Below are 21,340 nucleotides of genomic sequence, written 5' to 3' on the forward strand. Positions count from 1 at the left end.
CTACGGACCAAAAGTGAAACGAAGGGCGCCATGACAGCGACAACGGAGTCCGCCGAGCCCGGCCCGGCCTTCCTGCAAGGCGTACGCGTCCTGGATGTGACCGGGGCCCTGGCCGGCCCTTACTGCACGACCATCCTGTCCGACCTCGGCGCTGACGTCCTCAAGATCGAACCGGTCAGGGGTGACGGCATGCGTGCCCGGCGCATGGGCCCGGATCGCAGGCCGATCCCCTTCGACCTGACCCACCGCGACAAGCAGAGCCTCGCGGTCGACATGAAGTCCCCCGCCGGCGCCGACATCGTGCGCTCCCTGGCACGACGCAGCGACGTCCTGGTGGAGAACTTCCGGGCGGGCGCGATGGCGCGGCTCGGACTGGGTTATGAGGATCTGCGGACGGAGTGCCCCGACATCGTCTACTGCTCCATCTCCGGCTTCGGACAGTTCGGACCGATGCGCGACGCGAAGGGCATCGACCTGATCGCGCAGGCCTACAGCGGGCTCATGTCCGTGACCGGGACGGTAGACGGGCAACTGGCCAAGGCGGGCTTCCCCATATCCGACGTGGGCACCGGCATGTGGGGAGCGATCGGCGTCCTGGCCGCCCTGCTGCGCGCACGCGCCGGTGGCGGCGGCGCGTACATCGACGTCGCGCTCGCGGACTCGGTGGCCGCCTGGTCGCTGTGGGAGGTCGCCGACTACGTGGCGACCGGGGTGCAACCGGCCCCGCTGGGCACGGCACACCGCCTGGCCGCCCCCTACGAGGCGTTCACCTGCCAGGACGGCGCCACCCTCGTCCTCGGTGCGGTCGACCGGGCGTGGGATGCGCTCTGCGCCGTCCTGGAGCTCGATCTGCGCGACGATCCCCGCTTCGCCACCGAGTACGAACGCTTCCTGCACCGGGCGCCCCTCTCGGAGATCATCCAGGCCCGGTTCGCCACGGCTCCCCGGGATCACTGGATGGGCGCGCTGCGTGCTGCAGGGGTCCCCTGCGGTCCGGTCAACGGCATCAGCGACATCCTCACCGACGAACAGTTCGCCGCGCGCGGCCTGTTCGTCCACGACGAGGAGCGCTTCGCGGAGCCGACGATCGTGAACACCCCCATCGTCGCCGACGGGGCGCCACGCGCCCGTGGTCGCGCACCCGAACTGGGAGCGAACACCGTCGCGGTGCTGGCCGAGTTGGGATACGACGACGAGCGGATCGCCGCCCTGGTCGAGGGCGGTGTCGTCGGCGTGCCCGATGCCGACGAGGCCACGGCCGGCGCCGCTCACGCGAGGACTGAGGCGGCCACGTCGGCCGCCCGCAGCGCCGAGGCGCGCAAGTGAATCAGGAGGGCACCTTCATGACCACTGCGACACCCGCTTCACCGGCGGACTGGACGGACGGGCTCGGCCTCGCCCGGGTCCTGCACGGCGGTGGCCCCGTGGTCGCGCTGCGGCGGGACGGGGCGGCAAAGGCACGCCTCGCCCTGGTGGAGGGCCAGGTCTTCGACGACCTGCCCGCGCTGCTGGAGGCGGCCGAGGGCGACCCGGCGGCCATCGAGGGCGGCGCCGTGATCGACGCGCCGGACCATCGGCTGCTGAGCCCGGTCGGACGGCCCGGCAAGGTCATCTGCATCGGCCAGAACTATCTGGCACATGTGCACGAGGGCGGCCGGGACACGGGACCGGCTCACCCCGATCTCTTTCCGAAATGGCACACCTCGCTGACAGGGCCCTTCGCCGAGGTGGCGCTGCCACCGGAGTCGGACCAGATCGACTACGAGAGCGAGCTCGCCGTGGTCATCGGTGCCCATGCGCGTCGGATCGCGGCCGAGGACGCGGAGAGCGTGATCTTCGGGTACACCGCGGCCAACGACGTCTCCGTGCGTGACTTCCAGTTCCACACCACGCAGCGGGTCGCCGGCAAGGCGTGGGACGGTCTCACCCCTGTCGGCCCGGTCGTCGTGCCCGCCACGCGACTCGGTGGCGCACGGCCCGACCTCTCCATCAAGGGCACGCTCGACGGTGAGGTTCTCCAGGACGACCGCACCTCCTCACTCCTGTTCGGTGTACCGGAGTTGCTGGCCTACATCACCACCGTGATGACCCTGGAGCCGGGTGACCTGATCCTCACCGGCACCCCGTCGGGGGTGGGATTCGTACGCGAGCCGAAGGTGCTCCTGCGCGACGGCTCGGAGTTCGAAGTGCGCATCGAGGGGATCGGCGCGCTGCGCAACCGCTTTGTGGCCGAGAAGGTCGGATGACCGCGGTGACCGAGACCTCCTCGCCATGGATCCGCACCGAGGTACGGGACGCGGTCGGCACCGTGGAGATCGGCAACCCGGCCCGGCGCAACGCGCTGTCCGTGGCGATGATGACCGAACTGGCCGCCGCGCTACGGGCGATGGACGAGGACCAGGACGTACGCGTGGTCGTCGTCCGCGGCGCCGGCGAGCAAGTCTTCGTCTCCGGCGCGGACATCAGCGAGTTCCCGGGCCGCCAGGACGAGGCCGCGCGACAGGCGGCGGACGACGCGGCCACGGCGCTGTTCACGCAGCTGTCGGTGCTCTCGGTGCCCGTCATCGCTCGCATCCACGGCTACTGCCTGGGCGCGGGCATGGCCCTCGCCCTGGGCGCCGACCTGCGCTACGCGGACACCCGCAGTGTGCTGGCCATACCGGCCGCCCGGCTGGGCGTCGGCTACCCGTTGGCGCAGACCGCCGCGCTCGTCCAGACCGTGGGGCCGTCGGTCGCGAGCGACCTGCTGTTCACCGGACGCCGGCTACCGGCCGCCGAGGCACACGCCGTGGGACTGGTGGACCGGGTCGTCGAACCCGACGAGCTGGGAAAGGTCGTCGACGAACTCGCGGCCACCATTGCGGCGAACGCCCCCCTGTCCGTCCGCGCCGCCAAGGCGTCCGTACGAGCCGTCCGCCGCCTGAGCGAAGGCGACGAAGCGGCGGGCAGCGCCGCGCTGGGCCAGGCGATCGAGGCCGTCGCCCGCTGCCGTACCTCCGACGACCTCCGTGAAGGCGCCCTCGCCTTCCTGGAGAAGCGGCCCCCGCACTTCACCGGCCGCTGACACCCACCGCACGATCGACGACGGGAGCACCTCGGCATGGGGACATCACTGAAGGGCCGGACCGTCGTGATGTCCGGCGGCAGCCGTGGCATCGGGCTGGCCATACTCACCGCCGCGGCCCGCGAGGGCGCCAACGCCGTGCTCCTGGCCAAGACCGACACACCCGATCCGAGGCTGCCGGGCACCGTGCACACGGCGGTCGCCGAGATCGAGGCCGCCGGCGGATCCGCCGTCGCGGTGGTCGGCGATGTCCGTGAGGAGGCCGACGTCGAGCGCGCGGTCGCCACCGCGGTGGACCGGTTCGGGGGCGTCGACATCTGCGTCAACAACGCCAGCGCCCTCGATGTACGCGGAACCGAGGAACTGCCCGTCAAGCGCTTCGACCTCATGCAGTCGGTCAACAGCAGGGGCACGTTCCTGCTGACCCGGGCCTGCCTGCCGTATCTGAAGCAGTCCGACCACGCCCACATCCTGACCCTGTCACCGCCGCTCAACCTCGCCCCGCGCTGGCTCGGCGCCCACCCCGCCTACACCCTGTCGAAGTACGGGATGACGCTGCTCACCCTCGGCTGGGCGGCCGAGTTCGCGGAGGACGGGATCGCCGCGAACTGCCTGTGGCCGCAGACCATGATCGCGACCGCCGCGGTGGCCAACGTCCTCGACGGCGAGAGCCTGCTCTCCCGGTCACGCAGCCCCGAGATCATGGCGGACGCGGCCCTCGCCGTGCTCTCCCGCCCATCGCGTGAACAGACCGGCCGGACCCTCGTCGACGCCGACGTCCTGGCCGAAGCCGGGCACCCGGATCTCGCCCGGTACGGCGGGGGACAGCATCCGGAGCTCGACCTCTTCGTGGATCCCCCGCAGGCGGGATGATCGTCCGGTCGTGCGGGCGGAACCGGGGCTCCGGGGCCGGCCGATCGTGGAGGACATGTCGTGGTCCGGATGCCGTCGCGCGCGCGCCGCATGGACGACGGAGTCTCGTGGACCGGGTTCAGAACATGGTGTTGTCGTTCGCCGACGTTTCCGGCACGGACTGGATCACGTCCCAGTGCTCGACGATCTTCCCCTTCCGAAGACGGAAGATGTCCACGATCGCCGAGCCGCGATCGCCGATCCCGAGGGCGGAATACTGGTGGATGACCACCAGGTCACCCTCGGCGAAGATCCTCTTCGGTTCGGCCGTCAGGTTCGGGAACTGCTGGAAGAGCGCTCCCAGCCCAGCCTTCGCACCGGCAGGACCGTTCGGGATGGTGGCGTTGTGCTGGTCGTACTCCACGGGATCCACGTAGGTGTCGATGGCGGACAGGTCCTTGCGGCCGAAGAGCTGGTTGTAGTAGTCCGTCACCACCTTCTTGTTGTACGCGGTGTGGGACCGCGGTCCCGGGTAGGGGCTCCGGGGCTGACTGATCGTGGAGAACATGTCGTTGCCGTTGACGGAGGTCGCCGGCACGTCCTGGCGCACGTCCCAGTGCTCGGCGATCCTCCCGCCCTCGAAGCGGTACAGGTCGACGACGGCGCTGCCGCGGGTGCCCGGCGTCAGGACGACATGGGAGTGCACCATCACCAGGTCGCCCTCGGAGATGACCCGCTTGATGTCGTACGTGGCGTCCGGGTACTGCTGGTGGACGGTGACGGCGAGGTTCTTCAGCGCCTGCGTGCCGTCGGGGAGCGTCGGGTCGTGCTGGATCAGGTCCGGGCGGATGTACCGGTCGACGACCTTGGTGTCTCCCCGCTCGTACACCCCTAATCAGTTCTGGGAGCCGGCCATCCGGCAGACTCCGATTGGTAGCCGACGGCAGGTGAGCACTTGTTCCCCCTGGACTCTCGAGTCCTGCTGAAAGACCGTGCCCCTGCCGTTCGGCCCGGAGAGTTGATCGCTGCTGGGATGTCGTGCCCGCCGAACCTGGGCGTGAGCACTGCTTGATTAGGTCGCAGATGGTTCTCCGGCAGGCTGCTGCAGGTGATCGGCATCGATCGCGGGAGGAACATTGCGGCTGTTCGTAGGCGACGACTGGGCGGAGGACCATCACGACGTCGAGGTGATGGACTCCACGGGGCGGCGGCTGGCCAAGGCCCGCTTGCCCGAAGGAGTGGCCGGGATGACCCGGCTGCATACGCTCATCGGTGAGGCCGCCGGAGACCAGGCTGACCTCACGGTCGTGCGTGTCGCCGGGATCCTGCCGGGGCCCTTGGCGAACGAAGCGCACGCGGCGCACGAGGCGCACGAGGAAAGCGCACCGCTCTACGAACAAACACGCCGTCTTCGTGGTCGCGGCCGGCATGCGGTGGAATATGAGGAAGGGGCACGGAACATGCGGCTCATGCCTTACGGCGGGATCGGCTGATGACGATCATCGCTCTTGAGGAGCACTTCAGCACGCAAGCCCTTCGGGATGCGAACGCGGATCATCCCCTGCTGCGGAAACCCCAGGTGCGAGACCCCCACGACGGCCTCGCCGGAGCGGGGTTCTCGGGGGTCGGCGAGCAGACACTCGCGCGCCTCCTCGATCTGGGCGAGCAGCGGCTGGCGGACATGGACGCGGCAGGCATCGATGTGCAGGTTCTCTCACAGACCACGCCGGGCACGGAGGGCCTGAACGCGAGCACGGCTGTGCGGCTCGCGGCCGAGGCCAACGATGTCGCGGCCGAGGCGATCGCCGTCCGCCCGGACCGCTTCGCCGGGTTCGCCACCCTCCCGACACCCGATCCCGGCGCGGCCGCCAAGGAACTCGAACGGGCCGTCGGCAGCCTGGGGTTCGTCGGGGCGATGACGAACGGACACGTCAACGGACGGTATCTCGACGACCAGTTCTTCTGGCCGATCTTCGAGGCCGCCGAGGCGCTGGCCGTCCCTGTCTACCTCCACCCCGGTTACCCGCCCCAGGCGGTGGTGGACGCGTGTTACTCCGGCTTCTCCCCGACGGTCAACGCCGCTCTTGCCTCCGGAGCATGGGGATGGCACGTCGACACCGGCCTCCACGTGCTCCGGTTGATCCTCGGCGGCGTGTTCGACCGGTTCCCGCGCCTGCAACTCGTCATCGGCCACATGGGCGAGGCGCTGCCGTCGATGATCTGGCGTGCGAACTGGATACTGAGCGGGACCAGCGGCCTCCAGCGGCCGGTTCAGGAGTACTTCACCGAGAACATCTACGTCACCACCAGCGGCGTCTTCGACCACGCCCCGTTCGCCGCCGCCGTGCACGCCCTGGGTACCGATCGCATCCTGTTCTCCGTCGACTACCCCTACAGCAGCAACGACGAAGCCCGCGCGTTCCTCGACGCCCTTCCGGTCAGCTCTCCGGACCGAGAGAAGATCGCGCACCGCAACGCCGAACGGCTGCTCAGGCTCGGCGACCGGACACGAGGCCGGAAGGGGGTTCAGAGCCTGGCTTGCAGCACCCCGCCCTCACCGGTCAGCCGCAGGCCCTGATTCCGGGCCCGGTCGGCCGGCATCCCGATCACCTGGTCGTCCGACACCGACTCCGCAGCCGGAGCGACGGCCGGCTCCTCCATCTGACGTCGTCCTGCCAGGAGTTGGGGAGGCAGCGAGGTCGGGGTGGGTACCACCATCAGCGAGCGTTCCGCCGCGGTGCCGGACACCAGGTGGCTGGCGATGGGGAAGGTGGCTGAGGCGCCGATGGTGGCGAGGGCGAACGTGGCCAGGCCGGACACCGCCGACTTCGACCGAGCGCCCGTGCGCTGACTTCCTTGCTCCTCCCCCGCGTTGAGGGCCGTGGTCGCGGGGCGGTGTCGCAGGCTGGGGCCGTCCGGTGTCGGCGCAGAAGGAACCGTGGCTCGGTCGGCTCCGGGCGGCCACTGCCGTGCGGTTCCCGGCGGTTACGCGGTGGCGTCGGCCTGCGGGGGCGCGGCGAAACCGGCCTGCGGGGTCAGCTCCACCGGGTGGGCCAGCTCGACGCGGTCACGCCGGGTGTACAAGTTCCAGTAGTGCTCGGCGAGTTCGTCCGGGTGGACGACGGGGAACTCGATGCCGGTGTCCGGAAGGTCGATGTCGCCCTTGGTGGCCGCCTCGTACGACTCGCTGCCGGTGATCAGGGCGGCGATGGTGAGGGTGCCGGCGTAGACGCCGGTACCGGCGAGTTCGCCGTTGAGCGCGTAGACGTAGTTGCGGGCGGCGGACATCACCGGGCCCGGGCCGCTGATGTGAGGCACACCCTGCACCGCCGTGTAGCCGGTGGTCATCAGCAGGGCGCCGTCGCCGCGTTCGGTCAGCTCCGGCAGTACGGCGCGGAACACCTCCACCGGCGTCAGGAGGAGCACCCGGGAGATCTTTTCCAGAGTGGCCGCGTCCAGCTGCGCGGCCGGGCTGAAGGCCTGGTCGGCGCCGATCGGCCCGTACTCGACGACGTCGATCCGGCCGAAGTGGTCGCGGATGGCGTCCACCAGGGCGGGAACCCCCGCGGGGTCGGACAGGTCGGCGGGGAAGGCGGTGGCCTCGACGCCCTCGTCGGCGAGTTGTGCGACGAGGGCGTCGAGCCGCTCCTTGCGGCGGGCCACCAGGGCCACGCGGAAGCCTTCCCGGCCGAAGCGGCGGGCAACGGACAGGCCCAGGCCGGTGCCGGCACCGAAGACGGCGATGACTTTGGACATGGGAATTCTCCTTGCCGTGAGTTATCTTGACCAATGGGTCAACTTAAGGTCCCAGCCTAGCATCGAACTTGACCCCTAGGTCAACTTCGGTGCTGTCGGAGAATGCGACCATGGACGCCCATCACACGAGCAGGAGGGACGCCGGATGCGGGCCGACGCGCAACGCAACGCCCAGAAGCTGCGAACAGCGGCAGCCGAGCTCTTCCGTGAGCGCGGCCTCCAGGCCCCCCTGAAGGAGATCGCCCGCCGCGCCGGCGTGAGCCACGGCACGCTCTACAACCTCTTCGGCAGCCGCGAGGCGCTCATCGACGAAGTGGTCACCGACCTGGCCGCGGAGCGACTCGGCCAGGTCGCCGAAGAGGCCCTGGCCCGTGACGACGCCTGGGACGGATTCGCGTACTACATCGAGACGATGTGCGAACTGCAGGTCACCGACCCCGTGATCAGGGACGTGGTCACCGGCAGCTATCCGGACGCCGTACGCCTGATGGCCATCTGCCAGAGCACCCACGTCGCCGCCACGCGCCTCATCCAGCGGGCTCAGCAGGCCGGCGCCCTGCGCCCCGACTTCACAAGAGAGGACCTGCTGTTCATCTTCGGCGCCAACGGCCTGCTGGCCCAGGCTTTGACGGACGCGGCCCCCGAGGCCTGGCGCCGGGGCGTCGCTTTCACCCTCGACGGCCTGCGCGCCGAAGCCGCCCGCCCGCTCCCGGCCGCCCCGCTGACCCCGCAGCAGGTGCACGAGGTGATGCGCAACCTCACCGGCACGCCGTAACGGCCCGCGTCACGCCAGCTTCGAGCGATCATCGAGCCGGTGCCAGGACCGGGAGTGATAGACGAGTGGAGCCGCCACCGGCTCGGCGGCCCCCTCGGGCACGGACGCCGACACCGCGTGGACGACGAAGATCCAGGCCTCTCCCGCCTCGATACGGGAGACCACCTTCCCTCGGACCCACGCGGGGGCTGCCGTGAAGACCGGTTCGCCCGTGGCCAACCGCGTCCAGGCACTCGTATCGGCGAAGCGGTCGACCCCGCTGGTGGCCCCGAGCTGCGCGAGCCAGAGCTGGTCGCTGCCCACCATGTGGATGACGACGCTGTCGGCCCGCCGCAGGACCGCGCTGCTGGAGGCCCGCGAGGAGACGGAGAAGACGATCAGCGGCGGTTCGGCGCTGACGGAGGCCAACGAGCTGACCGTGATCGCGACCGGCCGCCCACCCAGGTCGGCGGTCACGACGGCGACCCCGGAGGGGTGCATCCGGAACGCCGACCTGAAGGTCTCGGCCGGCAGTGACTCCGCCCGTTCCGCTGCGGTCAGGTGGATCGGGGGGTGAGCGGGAGAAGGCATGGCGAATGTCGTCATGGCGGAAGGTCCTTTCGACGTGTCGAGTCCCGCCGTGGTGGCCCCGAGGGCCGGGCCGCGGGGCCACCACGCAGGAGTCAGGCCGTGCCGGCCGGGCCGTGACGGCCTCAGAGCGAACCGATCTCCGCGGTGTCGCGACCGACGAGGCTCTGGCCGTAGACCTCCCGGTTCAGCAGGGGGTTGTTCAGGCCGTGGCCGCTGGCGACGGTCAGGTCACGCCAGACGCGCTGGAGCGGGTTGGCCTGGGCGAAGCTGCTCGTGCCGACGATGTCGAGCATGAGCGTGACCGCCTGGCGGAAGTTACGCGTCGCGATCTCGGAGTCGCCGCGGATCCGCGCCCGGGCCGCCGCGTCGAGGACCCGGCCCTCGCGCGCGGCGTCGTCCATCTCGTCGGCGGACCTGAGCAGATGCATGCGGCCCGCGTCGATCGCGACCCGTGCGTCGGCGAGGGCGAGGCGGTAGCTGGGGGCGTCCCGGCGGTCCGTGTAGGCCCAGTAGCTGATGGGGCGGCCCTTGGCGAGGTTCTCCGTCGTGAAGTCCCAGGCGGCCTCGGCCATGCCCAGCAGCGGACCGCACAGGCCGAGACAGGCGAGAGCGTTCAGCGGCGCCCGGTAGCTTGTCTCGTCGTCGTGCCAGATCGGGAAGACACTCGTGCCCATGAACGTCTCGAGGTCCAGGGTGCACCGGTCCTCGACGAAGAGGTCCTCGGCCACGAGGGTGTTGCTGCCGGTCCCCGCCATGCCGACGACGTACCACGTGTCCTCGATGCGCATCTCGGCCAGCGGCATCAGCGCCCACCGCACCTCCGATGGCTGGCCCTCCGCGTCGAGGACGAGGAACGCGTTCAGCGTCCACTGGGCCTGGTAGCAGCCCGAGGCGAAGCCCCACTTGCCGTTGATGCGGTAGCCACCGTCGACCTTCTCGGCGGTCCCGCCGGGGGCGAACTGGCTGATCGCGACGTTGCGGGGGTCCGGGCCGTACACCAGTTCCCGCACGTCGTCGGGGAAGAGGCCCATGCCGAACGCGGTCGTGTTGGCGATGAAGGCGACCCAGCCCGCGGACGAGTCCCCCCGAGAGATCTCGGCCGACAGCTCGATGAGGGTCCGGACGTCTCCGCCGACTCCGCCCGACCGGCGGGGCGTCGTGGCCTGGAACAACCCGGACTCGCGCAGGGCCCGCTCCGTGTTCTCGGCCAGGCGGCGGTTGCGCTCGGACTCGTCGGCATGCTCACGCAGGAGCGGCCGTAGGTCGCGGGCGGTCCGCAGCAGACGTTCGCGCGCTTCGCTCTGCGCCTCCGGTCCAAACGTCGTGACGTCATCGAGAGCAGTCATGAGGCCTCCTTGCCTCGGCGGCTCACCTGCCGAAGCGGTGGCCGGCCATATCGTCCTGCTGCCGATTGAAGTCCCGGCGTGACGCCGGTCTCTATGCCTGACCTGCCAAGCTTTCGACGCCGATTGGGCCCGGGGTCCAAAACGGGTCCAAGGTGGGTCCAAGGTGGGGTCCAGAACGGTGGCGCGGTCGCCGGGCTCGTGCGTCGAGCAGCTCACGCCGGAGGTCGGCCGGCCCGTGCCCCGGGTGCGCGGGATTCGCGACGTGTGCCCGTCAGTGAGCGGTGTCGTCCAGATCGGGGAACAGCTCCGCGAGGCGGAGTGCCGCGTGCAGTTCGAGCTGGGAGTCCCTGACGGAGCGGCCCAGGAGTTCCTCCGCCCGCTTGACCCGGTAGATGACCGTGTTCTTCGCGACCCGCAGCTCCTTGGCGGCCTCCGCCGGACTGCCGTGGCAGTCCAGGTAGGCCCGCACCGTCCGGCGCAGAACCCTGGTGGAAGCCGCGCTCGATCCCAGCGCGCCGAGTTCGTCGCGCACGAAGCGAGCGGCCTTGCCGGGGTCCGCGATCAGCAGCGAGAGCAGCCGGACCTCGTCGTACCGGACGACACTCGCGCCCGCCGTCGAGCGCGCACCGAAAGCCCCGACCCGCACGGCTTCGAGGGCCTCCTCATGGGTGGACCGGAAACCCTCGACGCCTCGATGCGGAGCCCCCACGCCCACCAGCACGTCGGCCCCGCCGGGCAGCAGCGGCGTCTCACCCGGTGGCCGCGCCCGGAACGCCCCCCACGCCCATGTCTCGGTACGGTCCACCGGCACCACCAGTTGAGCGTCCGCGCCGAAACCGCGCAGGAGGGACCGGGCCAGGTGGTCCAGGTGATCCGCGGTGTGGCTGGGCGAGTCGGCCGGATGCAGCACCAGGCCGATGTGGTACGCGTTCGTCAGGGGGTGGGCCAGTTGCCGGGACGCCGCGTCGACCGCGCCCTCCCCCGCCAGCAGTGCCAGAACCGTCTCGTACCTGGCGGCGGCGGTGCTGCTCAGAAACCGCTCGTTCTGGGCGGCGTACGACTCGGCGGTGATGGTGGCGAAGGTGTCGGCGAACTCGAAGAGCACATGAGACACATGCTCGAGTGATGCCGCGAGATCGGTGAGCGGCACCAGGGAGCGGCAGCCGCCCATGAAGTGATCGGCCAGCTGTGAGTGGATCCTGCGCTGATGAGTCAGGAGCAGGTCGACCGGAACCCGGCGGCGGACCAGGTCCACCAGGTGTGCCTCCGCCTCGGGCGGGATCTGGGCCGGTGGGTGGCCGTCGGCCTCGATGGCGAGGAGCGTCGAGATGACGATCGACTCGATGCTGGAGCGCATGACCTGCCGGCCTCTCAGGCCGGTGCCGGTCAGATCCGGGAACGCGCCGTCCTGGACGATGTCGGCCGCCACCGCGACCGCCCACGCGACCGGCTGGTCACCGACCTGGTCGATCGCACGGCGTACCGTTTCGCGAGTGCAGGTGGGCTCCCCGGGGTCCACGGCCGGGTGCAGTTTCCTCACCCACGCTCCGATGTGCTCGGCCAACCCCGCCTCCCGTCCCGGCCGTCCTGCGACGCGACTGTCCCAGTCCGCGTGGCTCGGCTCGACGGCTCTCAGATGAATATGAAGATTGGACCATCTCGACCGCCGGTGCGCAGCAGCCGCTGCACCCTCGTCGTGTTGCGACCACCCCCCCGGGCCCGCCCAGGCGCCGGTCACCGCGGGCGAACCGCCGGTTCCGGCGGGCTTGCCGAAGTCGGCTGATCGGTGAGCCGGGACAGCAGGATCCGGAACGTGGCGCCCTCGCCGGGGGCCGACTCGACCTCGATCTGTCCGCCGTGAGCGGTGATCAGGGAGTGGACGATGGACAGGCCGAGGCCGGCGCCGCCGGTGGCTCGGTTGCGTGAGGTGTCGGCGCGGTAGAAGCGCTCGAAGATACGGCCGCTCTGCTGCGGGGTGAGACCCGGTCCCTGGTCGGCGATCTCCAGGACGGCGTGGTCGCCGACCGTGCCGACGCCGATCCGGAGGGGGGTTCCGGGTGGGGTGTGGGTGACGGCGTTGCCGACCAGGTTGGTGACGACCTGACGCAGCCGGGCCTCGTCGGCGAGGGCCGGTGCGGGCGCGGGCGGGCCGTCACCGCCCGGACCGGTGAGCGTGACGGTGCGGGCCGGGTCCAGGGCGCGTACGTCGTGGAGGGCGTCGGCGGCGAGGGTGCGCAGGTCGGTGGGGGTGAGGTCGAGGTCGGGTGGGAGGCCGGGGGCGGGGGAACCGGTGGGGCTCTCCGTGGTCTTCAGCGCGTGTTCGTCGAGGCGGGCCAGCTGGAGCATGTCCTCGACGAGCCGGGTGAGACGTTCGGACTCGCGGGCGATGCGGTCCATCGTGGCGTCGATGTCCTCGCGTGCGGGGAGGGCACCCATGCGGTGCAGATCGGTCAGGCCCTTGATGCCGGCGAGCGGGGTGCGCAGCTCGTGGCTGGCGTCGGCGACGAACCGGCTCATCCGCGCCTCGGACTCGGCGCGCGCGGCGAACGCGGTCTCCAACTGCCCGAGCATGCTGTTCAGCGCGGCGGCCAGACGCCCCAACTCCGTCTTGGGCCCGGCCAGTTCGGGCACCCGGCGGGACAGGTCGCCGCCCGCGATCTCGGCGGCGGTCTGCTCGACGCGGGACAGCGGACGCAGCCCGGAACGGACCGCGAACCAGCCCGCCACGGCCAGGACGGCGAGCAGGGCGAGGCCGGTGGTCCGGTAGTTCTGCCACATACGGCCCACCGTGCCGTCCACCTGGCCCATCGGCATGGCCACGACCACACTGCCGGAGGCGGCGGAGCTCGTCACCGCGGTCCCCGGCAGCGCGGCACGCGCGGCTCTGGGCACGGCGATCACCCGCCAGCGTGCGTCGCCCTTCGTGCTGCCGACGGTGAAGGGGCGGCCGCCGTGGGCCTCGACGGCGGCCGTGTCCAGCCGGGCGAGTGCCGGACCGTGCGCGTTGCTCGTCCGGTCCGCGGCGAAGGAGTCGATGCTGCTCTCGACGGCGCCTTCCGCGGTGACGTACGTGATGACGGGGTTGCCGAGGACGGCCGTGTTGAAGTCGGCGAGGTACGCCGGCGGCGTCCGGTCGGCTCCGTTCTCCGCCACCGTGGCCGGCAGGACGGCGAGTACCTGTGCGGCGGCCCGGAGTTGGGCGTCGACGCGGTTCTCCATATAGCCGCGCAGGGCGTTTCCGGTGACCAGGGCGAACGCCGTGAAGCCGGCCGCCAGCAGGGCGACGGACAACAGCAGCACCCGGCTGCGCAGGGACGCGCGCGCCCACAGCGCACGGACCCGAGGGAGCCTGGTCACGTCTTCGCTCCGCGCAGCACGTACCCCACGCCGTGCACGGTGTGGATGAGCTTCGGACCACCGTTGTCGATCTTGCGGCGCAGATAGCTGATGTAGGTGTCGACGATGCCGGTGTCGCCGTTGAAGTCGTAGTCCCACACCCGCTGGAGGATCTGCGGCTTCGAGACCGTGCGCCCGGCGTTGGCCATCAGGTAGTGCAACAGCCGGAACTCGGTGGGCGACAGGCGCAACGGCTCGCCCGCCCGGGCCACCTGGACGCCGTCCGGGTCGAGTTCCAGGTCGGCCACGCGCAGCAGCGCCGTGGGGTCGCCGCTGGTGCGGCGCAACACGGCACGGATGCGCGCGATCAGCTCCTGGAGGTCGAACGGCTTGGTGACGTAGTCGTCGCCGCCCAGAACCAGGCCCTCGATCTTGTCCTGGGTCGCGTCACGGGCGGTGAGAAACACGACCGGGATGTGGCCGGTGCGAGGCGCCGCCGCCGACCGGTACCGCTCACGCAGTCGGCGGATCACCTCGAAGCCGTCGAGGTCGGGAAGCATGACGTCCAGCAGGACGAGATCGGGCGAGACCGCCTCCGCCCGGTCCAGGGCCTCCTGGCCGGTGCCGGCGGCGGCGACGGTGAAACCGGCGTGCCGCAGGGCCGCGCACAGCAGTTCCCGCACAGTGGGCTCGTCGTCCACGACCAGCAGGTTCACGCCGGTCGGGGCACCTGCGCGGGATGCGCCTTCGATGCCGGTGCCAGGTGGGGCAGAGCGCTCAACAGGTGTCAAAGGGGGGCCTCCAGGCAACCGGGACACGCTCCCGGCCCCGCCGGACACGCGGACACGGCAGAAGGCACGCACCCCGCGGCGGGCGGGATCCTGCCCGGCAGGATACGAAAGAGAGCTGTGGTCACCATGCGAGGCCCCCTGTCACTACGCCCTGCGGAACCCGCGCACCGCGGACAGCACGCTCCCGGCGAACCCGGCCAGGGCCCCGACGAGCAGCCCGAACACAACCGTCAGCAGCACGCTGCCACTCAGCTCGGCCTCCACTCCCCCCATCGTGCTGCCGAACATGCTGACGCCGAAGTTCCCGGACGCCCCCGCCAGCCAGGCCGCAAGGCCCAGGACGACGGCCGTGACGACACCGAACCGCTCGGCCATGGCGAGGTGCCCGGCCAGCGGGCCCCGATAGGGAAGCAAGGGCAGGGCCCGGCCGCCGTGCGTGGCACGGGCCGCCCGGTAGGCGCAGGCGAGCAGGATCAGACAGGTCACCGCGAGGGCCGCGAGCCACAGCGGCCATCCGCCTGCCGACAGGGACCTCAGGTGCTCGGTACGGTCGGGCTGCTGACCGCCGCCCATGCCGCCCATGAGTGCGGCGAGCGGGTTGCCGCCGCCGTCGCTCTGCGCCGGGTGCACCGCGGCCGTCCAGGAGGAACCGACACCGAGCGTCAGGAACACCGCCAGGGCGTTCGGGGCGACCAGCAGGACGGCACCCGCCGCCGAGGCGGCCCGGCCACCGGCCACCGCCCCGGCGACCGCCAGGGCCACCAGCGGAACCGCCACCAGGACGAGGCTCGTGCGGACGACCGCCGAGAGACCCGGACCCCAGATGGTGCGCAGCCGGTCCAGCGCACCGCCCACCGGCAGCTGCACCCGGCGACTGATCAGGAATCCCGCACCGAGTACGACGGCCACCCACAGCACCGCGCCAAGGCCCGCCGACCCCGCGCTCACGTGGTACGTCATGGCCTGTTGCGCCCCCGTACCGCCACCGCCCATGAAGCCACCGAGGCCACCGCCGTCCGCACCGCCCATGAGGCCACCCAGGCCACCACCGTCCCCACCGCCCATGAAACCGCCCAGACCACCGCCGTCCCCACCGCCCATGAGATCGCCCAGCCCACCACCGCCCCCGAATCCCCCGGCAGACCGGTCGCCGTCGGCTCCGTCGGCTCCTCCCATCCCGGTCATCGCCGACGCGGGCATGCTGACCGATCCCCGTGCCAGGGCGGCCACGATCATGAAGGTCACCAGTGCCGCGGATGCCGCTCCGGCCGCCCGCACGGCCAGTTCACCGGCCGTGAACCCCCGTTGCTGCCCCTGACGCAGCCGCCGGGAGAACGCGATCCACAGCACGACGGCGCCGACCAGCGTGACGCCGAGCGGTACGGCGTCGACGGCACCGCTCATCGACGGGCCCATGCCGCCACCGCCGAACAGGGAGGCCAGACCGCCCATCGACCCGGTGTCCGCGGAGACATCCGAACCCGCGCTCACCGAGCCGCCGACCGCCATGGCGGTCAGGGCCGTCGTCAGCGACCACAGCGACCCGAACGATCCGGCGTCCAACAGGGCCAGCGCCAGCGCGGACACGGCCGCCATGGCGACCACCGCGCACAGCACGGCCGCCGCACCTTCCAGGGCGTTCTGCCACGGGCCGATCAGCCGGACCGGCACGGTGTGGCGTGGGGATCGCGGGCTCGTACCGGGCCGCGGGCTGGAACCGGGCCTGGTCCGGGGGTGGGGCGTGGTGACAGCCACAGGGGTAGCAGCCATAGGGGAGGCACTCCGCATCGCTCGCGGGGGAGCACGCGGCGCCGAGCGGGGGGAGACTACGGCGCCGCGTGCCAGGGACCCGCACACAGTCACGGTTCCGGGTACGACGTTCCCGAGAGGTTCTGGGAGATTTCTGTGAGCCGGTGCGAGAGCGACGCAGGTCACGCGGCGCGCACGACCGGCGTGCCGCCCCGTTCTCAGGAAATTCCCAGAGTCGGCCTACGGGTGCCGTCGTGCCTGCGGTTCCCCCGCCCGGCCGAGGTCCTGACCGCGGGACCTGGCCAGGGTCTCGGAGGGTGCGGTACCGAAGCGCCGGCGATAGGCGGCGGAGAACCGGCTCAGGTGGGTGAAGCCCCACCGGCCGGCCGCTTCGGTGACTCCGGTGGTGCCCGTGCGGAGGTCGGCGTGAACCCGGTCCAGGCGGACGTTGCGCAGATACGTCATCGGGGTCACACCGAGGTGCTCCCTGAACCCTTCCTGGAGGCGTCGCGCGCTGATGCCTGCGGCCCGGGCCAGGTCCCCGACGGTGAAGGGGGTCTCGGGATGGGCCTCGATCAGGTCGACGGCCTTGCGTACCGTCCGTGGGTAGGCGGGGGGTTGCGGACGCAGCAGCGCTTCCGAGTAGGTGTGCGGCTGGGCCAGCAGCAGACCGCTCACTAGGAGGCGCTCGAAGTGCCGCTGGACCGCGGGCCGGCCGATGAGCCCGCCGGTGTTGTCGGACTCCGCGAGCAACAGGTCCAGCGTGCTGCGCCAACTGCGGCCGGGCGCGGATGTCAGATCGAAGCCGAACGCGAATTCCAGCGGAGCCTGCAGCGAGCGGCCCAGGAGGGCTTCGAGCTCGGCTTCGACGAGGCTCCGGTCGATCTTGATTCCCAGGTGCTGCTCACCGCGGTCGCAGCTCAGCAGCCGGTGCTGCCGCGTCGGTGTGAAGACCATCGCGTCTCCGGCGGTGGCCACCATCTCCTGGCGTCCGGTGGCGGCTTCGAGGGAGCCGCGCAGGACGACATTGACGTGGTAGTGCGACGGCGTACGGCCGGGATCGACGCGTGTGCGCTGGCCGAAGGTCATCAGGCCGACGGTGATGTGCTCAGTGCGTGTGCCACGGAGTTCGCCGCCGGGGCCCTCGGGGCCCGACAGCGGGGTGACGTCCGCCGGATAGAACAGGTCGTTGAGGCGTTCGCGGAAGTCCTCGAAGCCCGAGTCGCGGCACAGTACGTGGCTCGCAAGAGGTGAGCGGCCCATACGTCATTGTTGTCCGCGCCTTGCCCGCGCAACAAGGGGTGATCCGCGGGTTCCGGCGGAGAACCCCAGGTCATCGGTCTGGTGCGAGCATGGTCACACGGGCGGTGGACGCGAGTCCTCCATGCGGCCTCCATGTTCCTCCAGACCGCGTCCCCGGACCGGTCGTCCGAACGCGTCGCGCGATTCGGCTGCCGGTCGCGCTGCGCGGATATCGCCCCCGGCCTCGGCTCCCTAGCGTTGTCGTGACTCACTCGCCCGGAGCCGCCGCCCGGTGCGAGGAGCGAGCCACCACTGGAGGAATGTCATGCCCGGCACCGACGAGGCGGCGCAGGCCATCACCGCCGCAGCCTTCGACAGTTTCCGCGCCACCCCGGACCCCCGGCTGCGCGAACTGCTCCAAGGACTCGTCCGCCATCTGCACGGCTACGTCCGTGAACTGCGCCCCACGATCCAGGAGTGGGAGTACGCCGTGGACTACCTCACGGCCGTCGGGCAGAAATGCGATCCCACCCGCCAGGAATTCATCCTGCTCTCCGACGTTCTGGGTGTCTCCATGCTGGTCGAGACGGTGAACGAGGAGGGCGGAGGCACGGAGAGCACGGTCCTCGGACCGTTTCACGTGGTGGAGTCCCCGAAGCGCGAGAGCGGGGACAACATCGATCTCATGGGCACCGGAACGCCCTGCGTCGTCTCGCTCCGCGTCACCTCGGCGGACGGCCGCCCGCTGGCCGGCGCGAGCGTCGACGTGTGGCAGTGCAGCGAGGACGGCTTCTACGACGTGCAGCAGCCCGACGTCCAGCCGCTCGGCAACGGACGCGGACTGTTCCGTACCGACGACGAAGGCCGCGTGTGGTTCCGCACGGTCGTGCCGAGCCACTACCCCATCCCGACCGACGGCCCGGTGGGCGCGCTGCTCGACGCCACCGAGCGGCACCCGTACCGCCCGGCGCACATCCACTTCATCGTCGAGGCCGCCGGCCACCGGCCGCTGACGACACACATCTTCGTCGCCGACGGCCCCTACCTGGACTCGGACGCCGTCTTCGCCGTCAAGGAGAGCCTGGTCGTCGACTTCGAGCAGGTCGACGACGCGGAGACGGCCCGCGCGTACGAGGTCAACGCTCCGTTCCGCAGGGCCGAGTTCGACATCACCGTCGAGCCCGAGACAGCGGAGGACGCCCTGTGAACACCCCGTTGGACTTCAGCTACCAGGCGCTCCCGATGCGCGTGGTGCTGGGCACCGGCGCCCTCGGCCGGCTCGCCGACGAGATCGACCACGCCGGCCTCAAGCGGGTCATGGTGCTGTGCTCGCCCGGACAGCGGGAGCTCGCCGAGACCGTCGCCGGCCTCATCGGCCCGCGCGCCGTGGACATCCACCCCCACGCCCGTATGCACGTGCCCGCCGAATCGGCGGCCGAGGCCCAACGACGGGCGAAAGAGGTGAACGCGGAGGGCTGCGTCGCCGTCGGCGGCGGCTCGGCGATCGGCCTCGGGAAGATCGTCGCCCTGCGGTACGGCCTGCCGGTCATCGCCGTCCCGACGACGTACGCCGGGTCCGAGATGACGCCGGTGTGGGGCCTGACGGAGAACGGCGTCAAACGCACCGGCCGGGATCCCCGTGTGCTGCCGGTCTCAGTGCTGTACGACCCCGCGCTCACGGTGGCCCTGCCCGCGGCCGTCTCCGCGACCAGCGGCATGAACGCGATCGCGCACGCGGTCGAGGCCCTGTACGCGCCGGACGCCTCCCCGCTCATCGACCTGATGGCCGAGGAAGGAGTGCGGGCGCTGGCCGCCGCACTCCCCCACGTCGTCGCCGACGGCACCGACCTCGACGCCCGCGCCCGCGCCCAGTACGGCGCCTGGCTGTGCGGCGCCTGCCTCGGGGCCACCACCATGTCCCTGCACCACAAGCTCTGCCACGCCCTCGGCGGCACCCTCGACCTGCCCCACGCCCCGACCCACACCGTGGTGCTCCCGCACGCCCTCGCCTACAACCAGGGCGCGGCACCCAAGGCGGTGGCCGCGCTCGGCCGTGCCCTCGGCGACTCCGCCGACCCGGCCACGTATCTGTGGGACCTCGCCGGCCGGCTCGGTGCGCCGCGGTCCCTGCGGGAGCTCGGCATGGCCGAGGGCGACATCGACCGGATCGTCGAGGTCGCGCTGGCCAACCCCTACGCCAACCCGCGTGAGGTGACCGCGGAAGGCCTCACCCGGCTCCTGCGCGCCGCCTGGTCCGGACAGCCCCCGGCCTCCTGAGAGCACCTCCGCGCAGCGCGGAGCCGGCGGGTGGTCGCCCTCGCCCCCGTCGTCATCACTCCAGTCCGCGCTTGCCCGGCGCCCAGAACGGCTTGGTGAGGACCGACCGCCGGTCCCAGCCCGCCTCCCGCACAAGCACCTGCTTCACCGCTTGCACGGTCCGCGCCTCCCCGGCGACATACGCGACACCGCCGGCCGCGGGAGCGAGCCGTCGTACCGAGTCCGGCAGCGATGTACCGCCCCTGACCAGCCAGTCGAGGCGGTCGCCGTGGGCCAGCGGCAGCCGGTCCGCCTCCGTCGCCGTCTCCACGCTGCCCGAGACCCGCGCGCCCTCGGGGAGCGCGGCCAGCATCGCCCCGAAGGCGACGGCCGCGGTCTCGTCCCCGGCGAAGAAGTGGTGCGTGGCGTCCGGGCGCAGCACGAAGGAGCCCTCCGGCCGGCTCAGCCGGACCTGGTGTCCCACCTCGGCGGTCCGCCCCCACACCGCGCCGGGCCCGGCGCCCGGATGGTCCAGCACGCACAACTCGACGGCACCGGCGGGTTCGTAGTGCCACACCGAATACGTACGCCGGGTCAGCCCGTTGCCCACCAGTACCCGCACCTGCTGTCCAGGCTGCACCGTCAGCCCGGCGAGCGCGTCGCCCTCGATGCGGAGCCGGCGCATACGGGCGGCGATCGGTTCGGTGGCCGTGACGGTTCCGCGCAGCGTCAGCAGGTCGAGGACGGGATCCAGCAGGGCGGGCATGACGGGCTCCAAGTGGGAGAGAGGGCCAACCGGGCGACGAGGGAGGGGAGTTGTGACGCGATCGAGGGGTGGGCAGGCCTTGGCACAGGCGGCCGGGCGGGGCCGGAGCGGCGTGTGATCAGCGCACCGGGCCCAGTGGCATGACCCTGCGGTACGCCGACACCGCGATCACCGCGACCGCGACGTGCATCAGGAGCAGCGCGACCACACCCGTCACCTCGCCGTCCTCGAACTTGAAGAAGTCCGGGACGAAGGACACCACGACGACCGAGGGGACGAGTCGGCGCAGCAGCCGTTCGGGATCGCGGGAGAACCTGCGGACGAGGGCCCATCCGGCGGATCCCGCCAGCACCCCCAGCACGGTCAGAAAGACGTACGACGAGATCTTGAGCGGGTCGAAGTCGTCCGGTGCGCCCAGCGCGTGCGCCAGCACGGCGATCAACGCGTTGGCCACAGAGGACAGCAGGACGGCTCCGACCACACCTCCCGCCACCACGAGCGGACCCCGGCGTGCGGGAAGCGTCTGGGAGACAGAGGACACGGCAACTCCAAATGGTGGGTGGGGGCTTGGTCGGTTCTTGGGGCCGCTGGTGGCGTCCACTCGCTGAAGGAGACGGCCGGCTTCGACGCCGGTACGCCGGACTGCCCGCAGCGTTCCTGGCCAGGTGGGCCTCGCCGTTGGACGGGCGGGAACGGAGGCCAGGGGCACGGGTGGTTCCTCACAAGGGGCGGTGGAGCAGCGGGCCGTCGTCCGCGGGGCCGATCGTCGCCGCCCGCGCCCTTCCCGCACATCGACCGACCGACGGGCTCTTGGTCCACCGATCGGTGGACCCGCCC

Annotated in this window: 20 protein-coding genes and 1 pseudogene; 9 read left to right on the forward strand and 12 right to left on the reverse strand. The window is 71.3% G+C overall.

Annotated features, from left to right (window positions below; genetic code table 11):
* Positions 1 to 30: 30 nt before the first annotated feature.
* From ACWCQ1_RS37950 to ACWCQ1_RS37965, 4 genes are read left to right on the forward strand one after another with little or no spacing between them, the layout of a single operon-like run.
* Complete coding sequence (locus tag ACWCQ1_RS37950) at positions 31 to 1,326, forward strand: CaiB/BaiF CoA transferase family protein (protein WP_451028409.1); 1,296 nt, start codon at positions 31 to 33, stop codon at positions 1,324 to 1,326.
* A 17-nt stretch (positions 1,327 to 1,343) separates the two neighbouring features.
* A complete protein-coding gene (locus ACWCQ1_RS37955) occupies positions 1,344 to 2,246 on the forward strand; it encodes a fumarylacetoacetate hydrolase family protein (protein WP_451028410.1) in 903 nt (300 codons plus the stop codon).
* The gene (locus tag ACWCQ1_RS37960) at positions 2,243 to 3,064 is read left to right on the forward strand and encodes an enoyl-CoA hydratase-related protein (protein ID WP_390700769.1); all 822 of its coding nucleotides are present in this window, start codon (positions 2,243 to 2,245) and stop codon (positions 3,062 to 3,064) included. The genes ACWCQ1_RS37955 and ACWCQ1_RS37960 overlap by 4 nt, the downstream gene beginning before the upstream one ends.
* A 36-nt stretch (positions 3,065 to 3,100) precedes the next feature.
* Positions 3,101 to 3,937 (forward strand): SDR family oxidoreductase, encoded by an 837-nt coding sequence (locus ACWCQ1_RS37965; protein WP_390700770.1) that lies wholly within the window; start codon positions 3,101 to 3,103, stop codon positions 3,935 to 3,937.
* Between the two features lie 118 nt (positions 3,938 to 4,055).
* Here ACWCQ1_RS37965 and ACWCQ1_RS37970 read toward each other — a convergent pair whose 3' ends face one another.
* Positions 4,056 to 4,805 (reverse strand): nuclear transport factor 2 family protein, encoded by a 750-nt coding sequence (locus ACWCQ1_RS37970; protein WP_451028411.1) that lies wholly within the window; start codon positions 4,803 to 4,805, stop codon positions 4,056 to 4,058.
* A gap of 253 nt (positions 4,806 to 5,058) precedes the next feature.
* Here ACWCQ1_RS37970 and ACWCQ1_RS37975 point away from each other — a divergent pair.
* Positions 5,059 to 5,164 (forward strand): annotated as a pseudogene (locus tag ACWCQ1_RS37975) (hypothetical protein); the annotation flags it as partial.
* Positions 5,165 to 5,408: 244 nt separating this feature from the next.
* Entirely contained in the window at positions 5,409 to 6,494 is a 1,086-nt protein-coding gene (locus ACWCQ1_RS37980; protein ID WP_451028412.1) for an amidohydrolase family protein, read from the forward strand.
* Here the strand turns inward: ACWCQ1_RS37980 and ACWCQ1_RS37985 are convergent.
* Positions 6,443 to 6,736 (reverse strand): hypothetical protein, encoded by a 294-nt coding sequence (locus ACWCQ1_RS37985; RefSeq protein ID WP_390700710.1) that lies wholly within the window; start codon positions 6,734 to 6,736, stop codon positions 6,443 to 6,445. The two genes, ACWCQ1_RS37980 and ACWCQ1_RS37985, sit on opposite strands and share 52 nt — an antisense overlap.
* Before the next feature lie 165 nt (positions 6,737 to 6,901).
* On the reverse strand, positions 6,902 to 7,672 hold the full coding sequence (locus tag ACWCQ1_RS37990; RefSeq protein ID WP_390700709.1) for an SDR family NAD(P)-dependent oxidoreductase: 771 nt from the start codon (positions 7,670 to 7,672) through the stop codon (positions 6,902 to 6,904).
* A gap of 145 nt (positions 7,673 to 7,817) precedes the next feature.
* On the opposite strand from ACWCQ1_RS37990, the gene ACWCQ1_RS37995 reads away from it, so the two are divergent.
* Positions 7,818 to 8,447 (forward strand): TetR/AcrR family transcriptional regulator, encoded by a 630-nt coding sequence (locus tag ACWCQ1_RS37995; protein ID WP_390700708.1) that lies wholly within the window; start codon positions 7,818 to 7,820, stop codon positions 8,445 to 8,447.
* Between the two features lie 9 nt (positions 8,448 to 8,456).
* On the opposite strand, the gene ACWCQ1_RS38000 is transcribed toward ACWCQ1_RS37995, so the two are convergent.
* The 7 genes from ACWCQ1_RS38000 to ACWCQ1_RS38030 all read right to left on the reverse strand — a co-directional run bounded on the left by ACWCQ1_RS38000 (position 8,457) and on the right by ACWCQ1_RS38030 (position 17,502).
* Positions 8,457 to 9,032: a flavin reductase family protein gene (locus ACWCQ1_RS38000; protein WP_390700707.1), complete on the reverse strand. Its 576-nt coding sequence runs from the start codon at positions 9,030 to 9,032 to the stop codon at positions 8,457 to 8,459.
* A gap of 107 nt (positions 9,033 to 9,139) precedes the next feature.
* On the reverse strand, positions 9,140 to 10,363 hold the full coding sequence (locus ACWCQ1_RS38005; RefSeq protein WP_390700706.1) for an acyl-CoA dehydrogenase family protein: 1,224 nt from the start codon (positions 10,361 to 10,363) through the stop codon (positions 9,140 to 9,142).
* A 271-nt stretch (positions 10,364 to 10,634) separates the two neighbouring features.
* Positions 10,635 to 11,927 (reverse strand): PucR family transcriptional regulator, encoded by a 1,293-nt coding sequence (locus ACWCQ1_RS38010; protein WP_390700705.1) that lies wholly within the window; start codon positions 11,925 to 11,927, stop codon positions 10,635 to 10,637.
* A 170-nt stretch (positions 11,928 to 12,097) separates the two neighbouring features.
* Positions 12,098 to 13,720: an ATP-binding protein gene (locus tag ACWCQ1_RS38015; protein ID WP_451028413.1), complete on the reverse strand. Its 1,623-nt coding sequence runs from the start codon at positions 13,718 to 13,720 to the stop codon at positions 12,098 to 12,100.
* Positions 13,717 to 14,415 carry a response regulator transcription factor gene (locus ACWCQ1_RS38020; RefSeq protein WP_451028414.1) on the reverse strand — a complete coding sequence of 233 codons (699 nt, stop codon included), beginning with the start codon at positions 14,413 to 14,415 and terminating at the stop codon, positions 13,717 to 13,719. Before ACWCQ1_RS38020 ends, ACWCQ1_RS38015 begins: the two co-directional genes overlap by 4 nt.
* Before the next feature lie 219 nt (positions 14,416 to 14,634).
* Positions 14,635 to 16,260 (reverse strand): streptophobe family protein, encoded by a 1,626-nt coding sequence (locus tag ACWCQ1_RS38025; protein ID WP_451028415.1) that lies wholly within the window; start codon positions 16,258 to 16,260, stop codon positions 14,635 to 14,637.
* 219 nt (positions 16,261 to 16,479) lie between these two features.
* Positions 16,480 to 17,502 (reverse strand): AraC family transcriptional regulator, encoded by a 1,023-nt coding sequence (locus ACWCQ1_RS38030; protein WP_390700701.1) that lies wholly within the window; start codon positions 17,500 to 17,502, stop codon positions 16,480 to 16,482.
* Positions 17,503 to 17,806: 304 nt separating this feature from the next.
* On the opposite strand from ACWCQ1_RS38030, the gene ACWCQ1_RS38035 reads away from it, so the two are divergent.
* The gene (locus ACWCQ1_RS38035; protein WP_390700700.1) at positions 17,807 to 18,688 is read left to right on the forward strand and encodes a dioxygenase family protein; all 882 of its coding nucleotides are present in this window, start codon (positions 17,807 to 17,809) and stop codon (positions 18,686 to 18,688) included.
* On the forward strand, positions 18,685 to 19,758 hold the full coding sequence (locus tag ACWCQ1_RS38040) for a maleylacetate reductase (RefSeq protein ID WP_451028416.1): 1,074 nt from the start codon (positions 18,685 to 18,687) through the stop codon (positions 19,756 to 19,758). Before ACWCQ1_RS38035 ends, ACWCQ1_RS38040 begins: the two co-directional genes overlap by 4 nt.
* A 55-nt stretch (positions 19,759 to 19,813) precedes the next feature.
* On the opposite strand, the gene ACWCQ1_RS38045 is transcribed toward ACWCQ1_RS38040, so the two are convergent.
* Together ACWCQ1_RS38045 and ACWCQ1_RS38050 are read right to left on the reverse strand one after the other, a co-directional pair.
* Positions 19,814 to 20,503: a siderophore-interacting protein gene (locus ACWCQ1_RS38045; protein WP_451028417.1), complete on the reverse strand. Its 690-nt coding sequence runs from the start codon at positions 20,501 to 20,503 to the stop codon at positions 19,814 to 19,816.
* Between the two features lie 118 nt (positions 20,504 to 20,621).
* Positions 20,622 to 21,044: a DUF6069 family protein gene (locus ACWCQ1_RS38050; protein ID WP_451028418.1), complete on the reverse strand. Its 423-nt coding sequence runs from the start codon at positions 21,042 to 21,044 to the stop codon at positions 20,622 to 20,624.
* Between the last annotated feature and the right edge of the window lie 296 nt (positions 21,045 to 21,340).

The organism is Streptomyces sp. NPDC002144 (genome assembly GCF_053593695.1).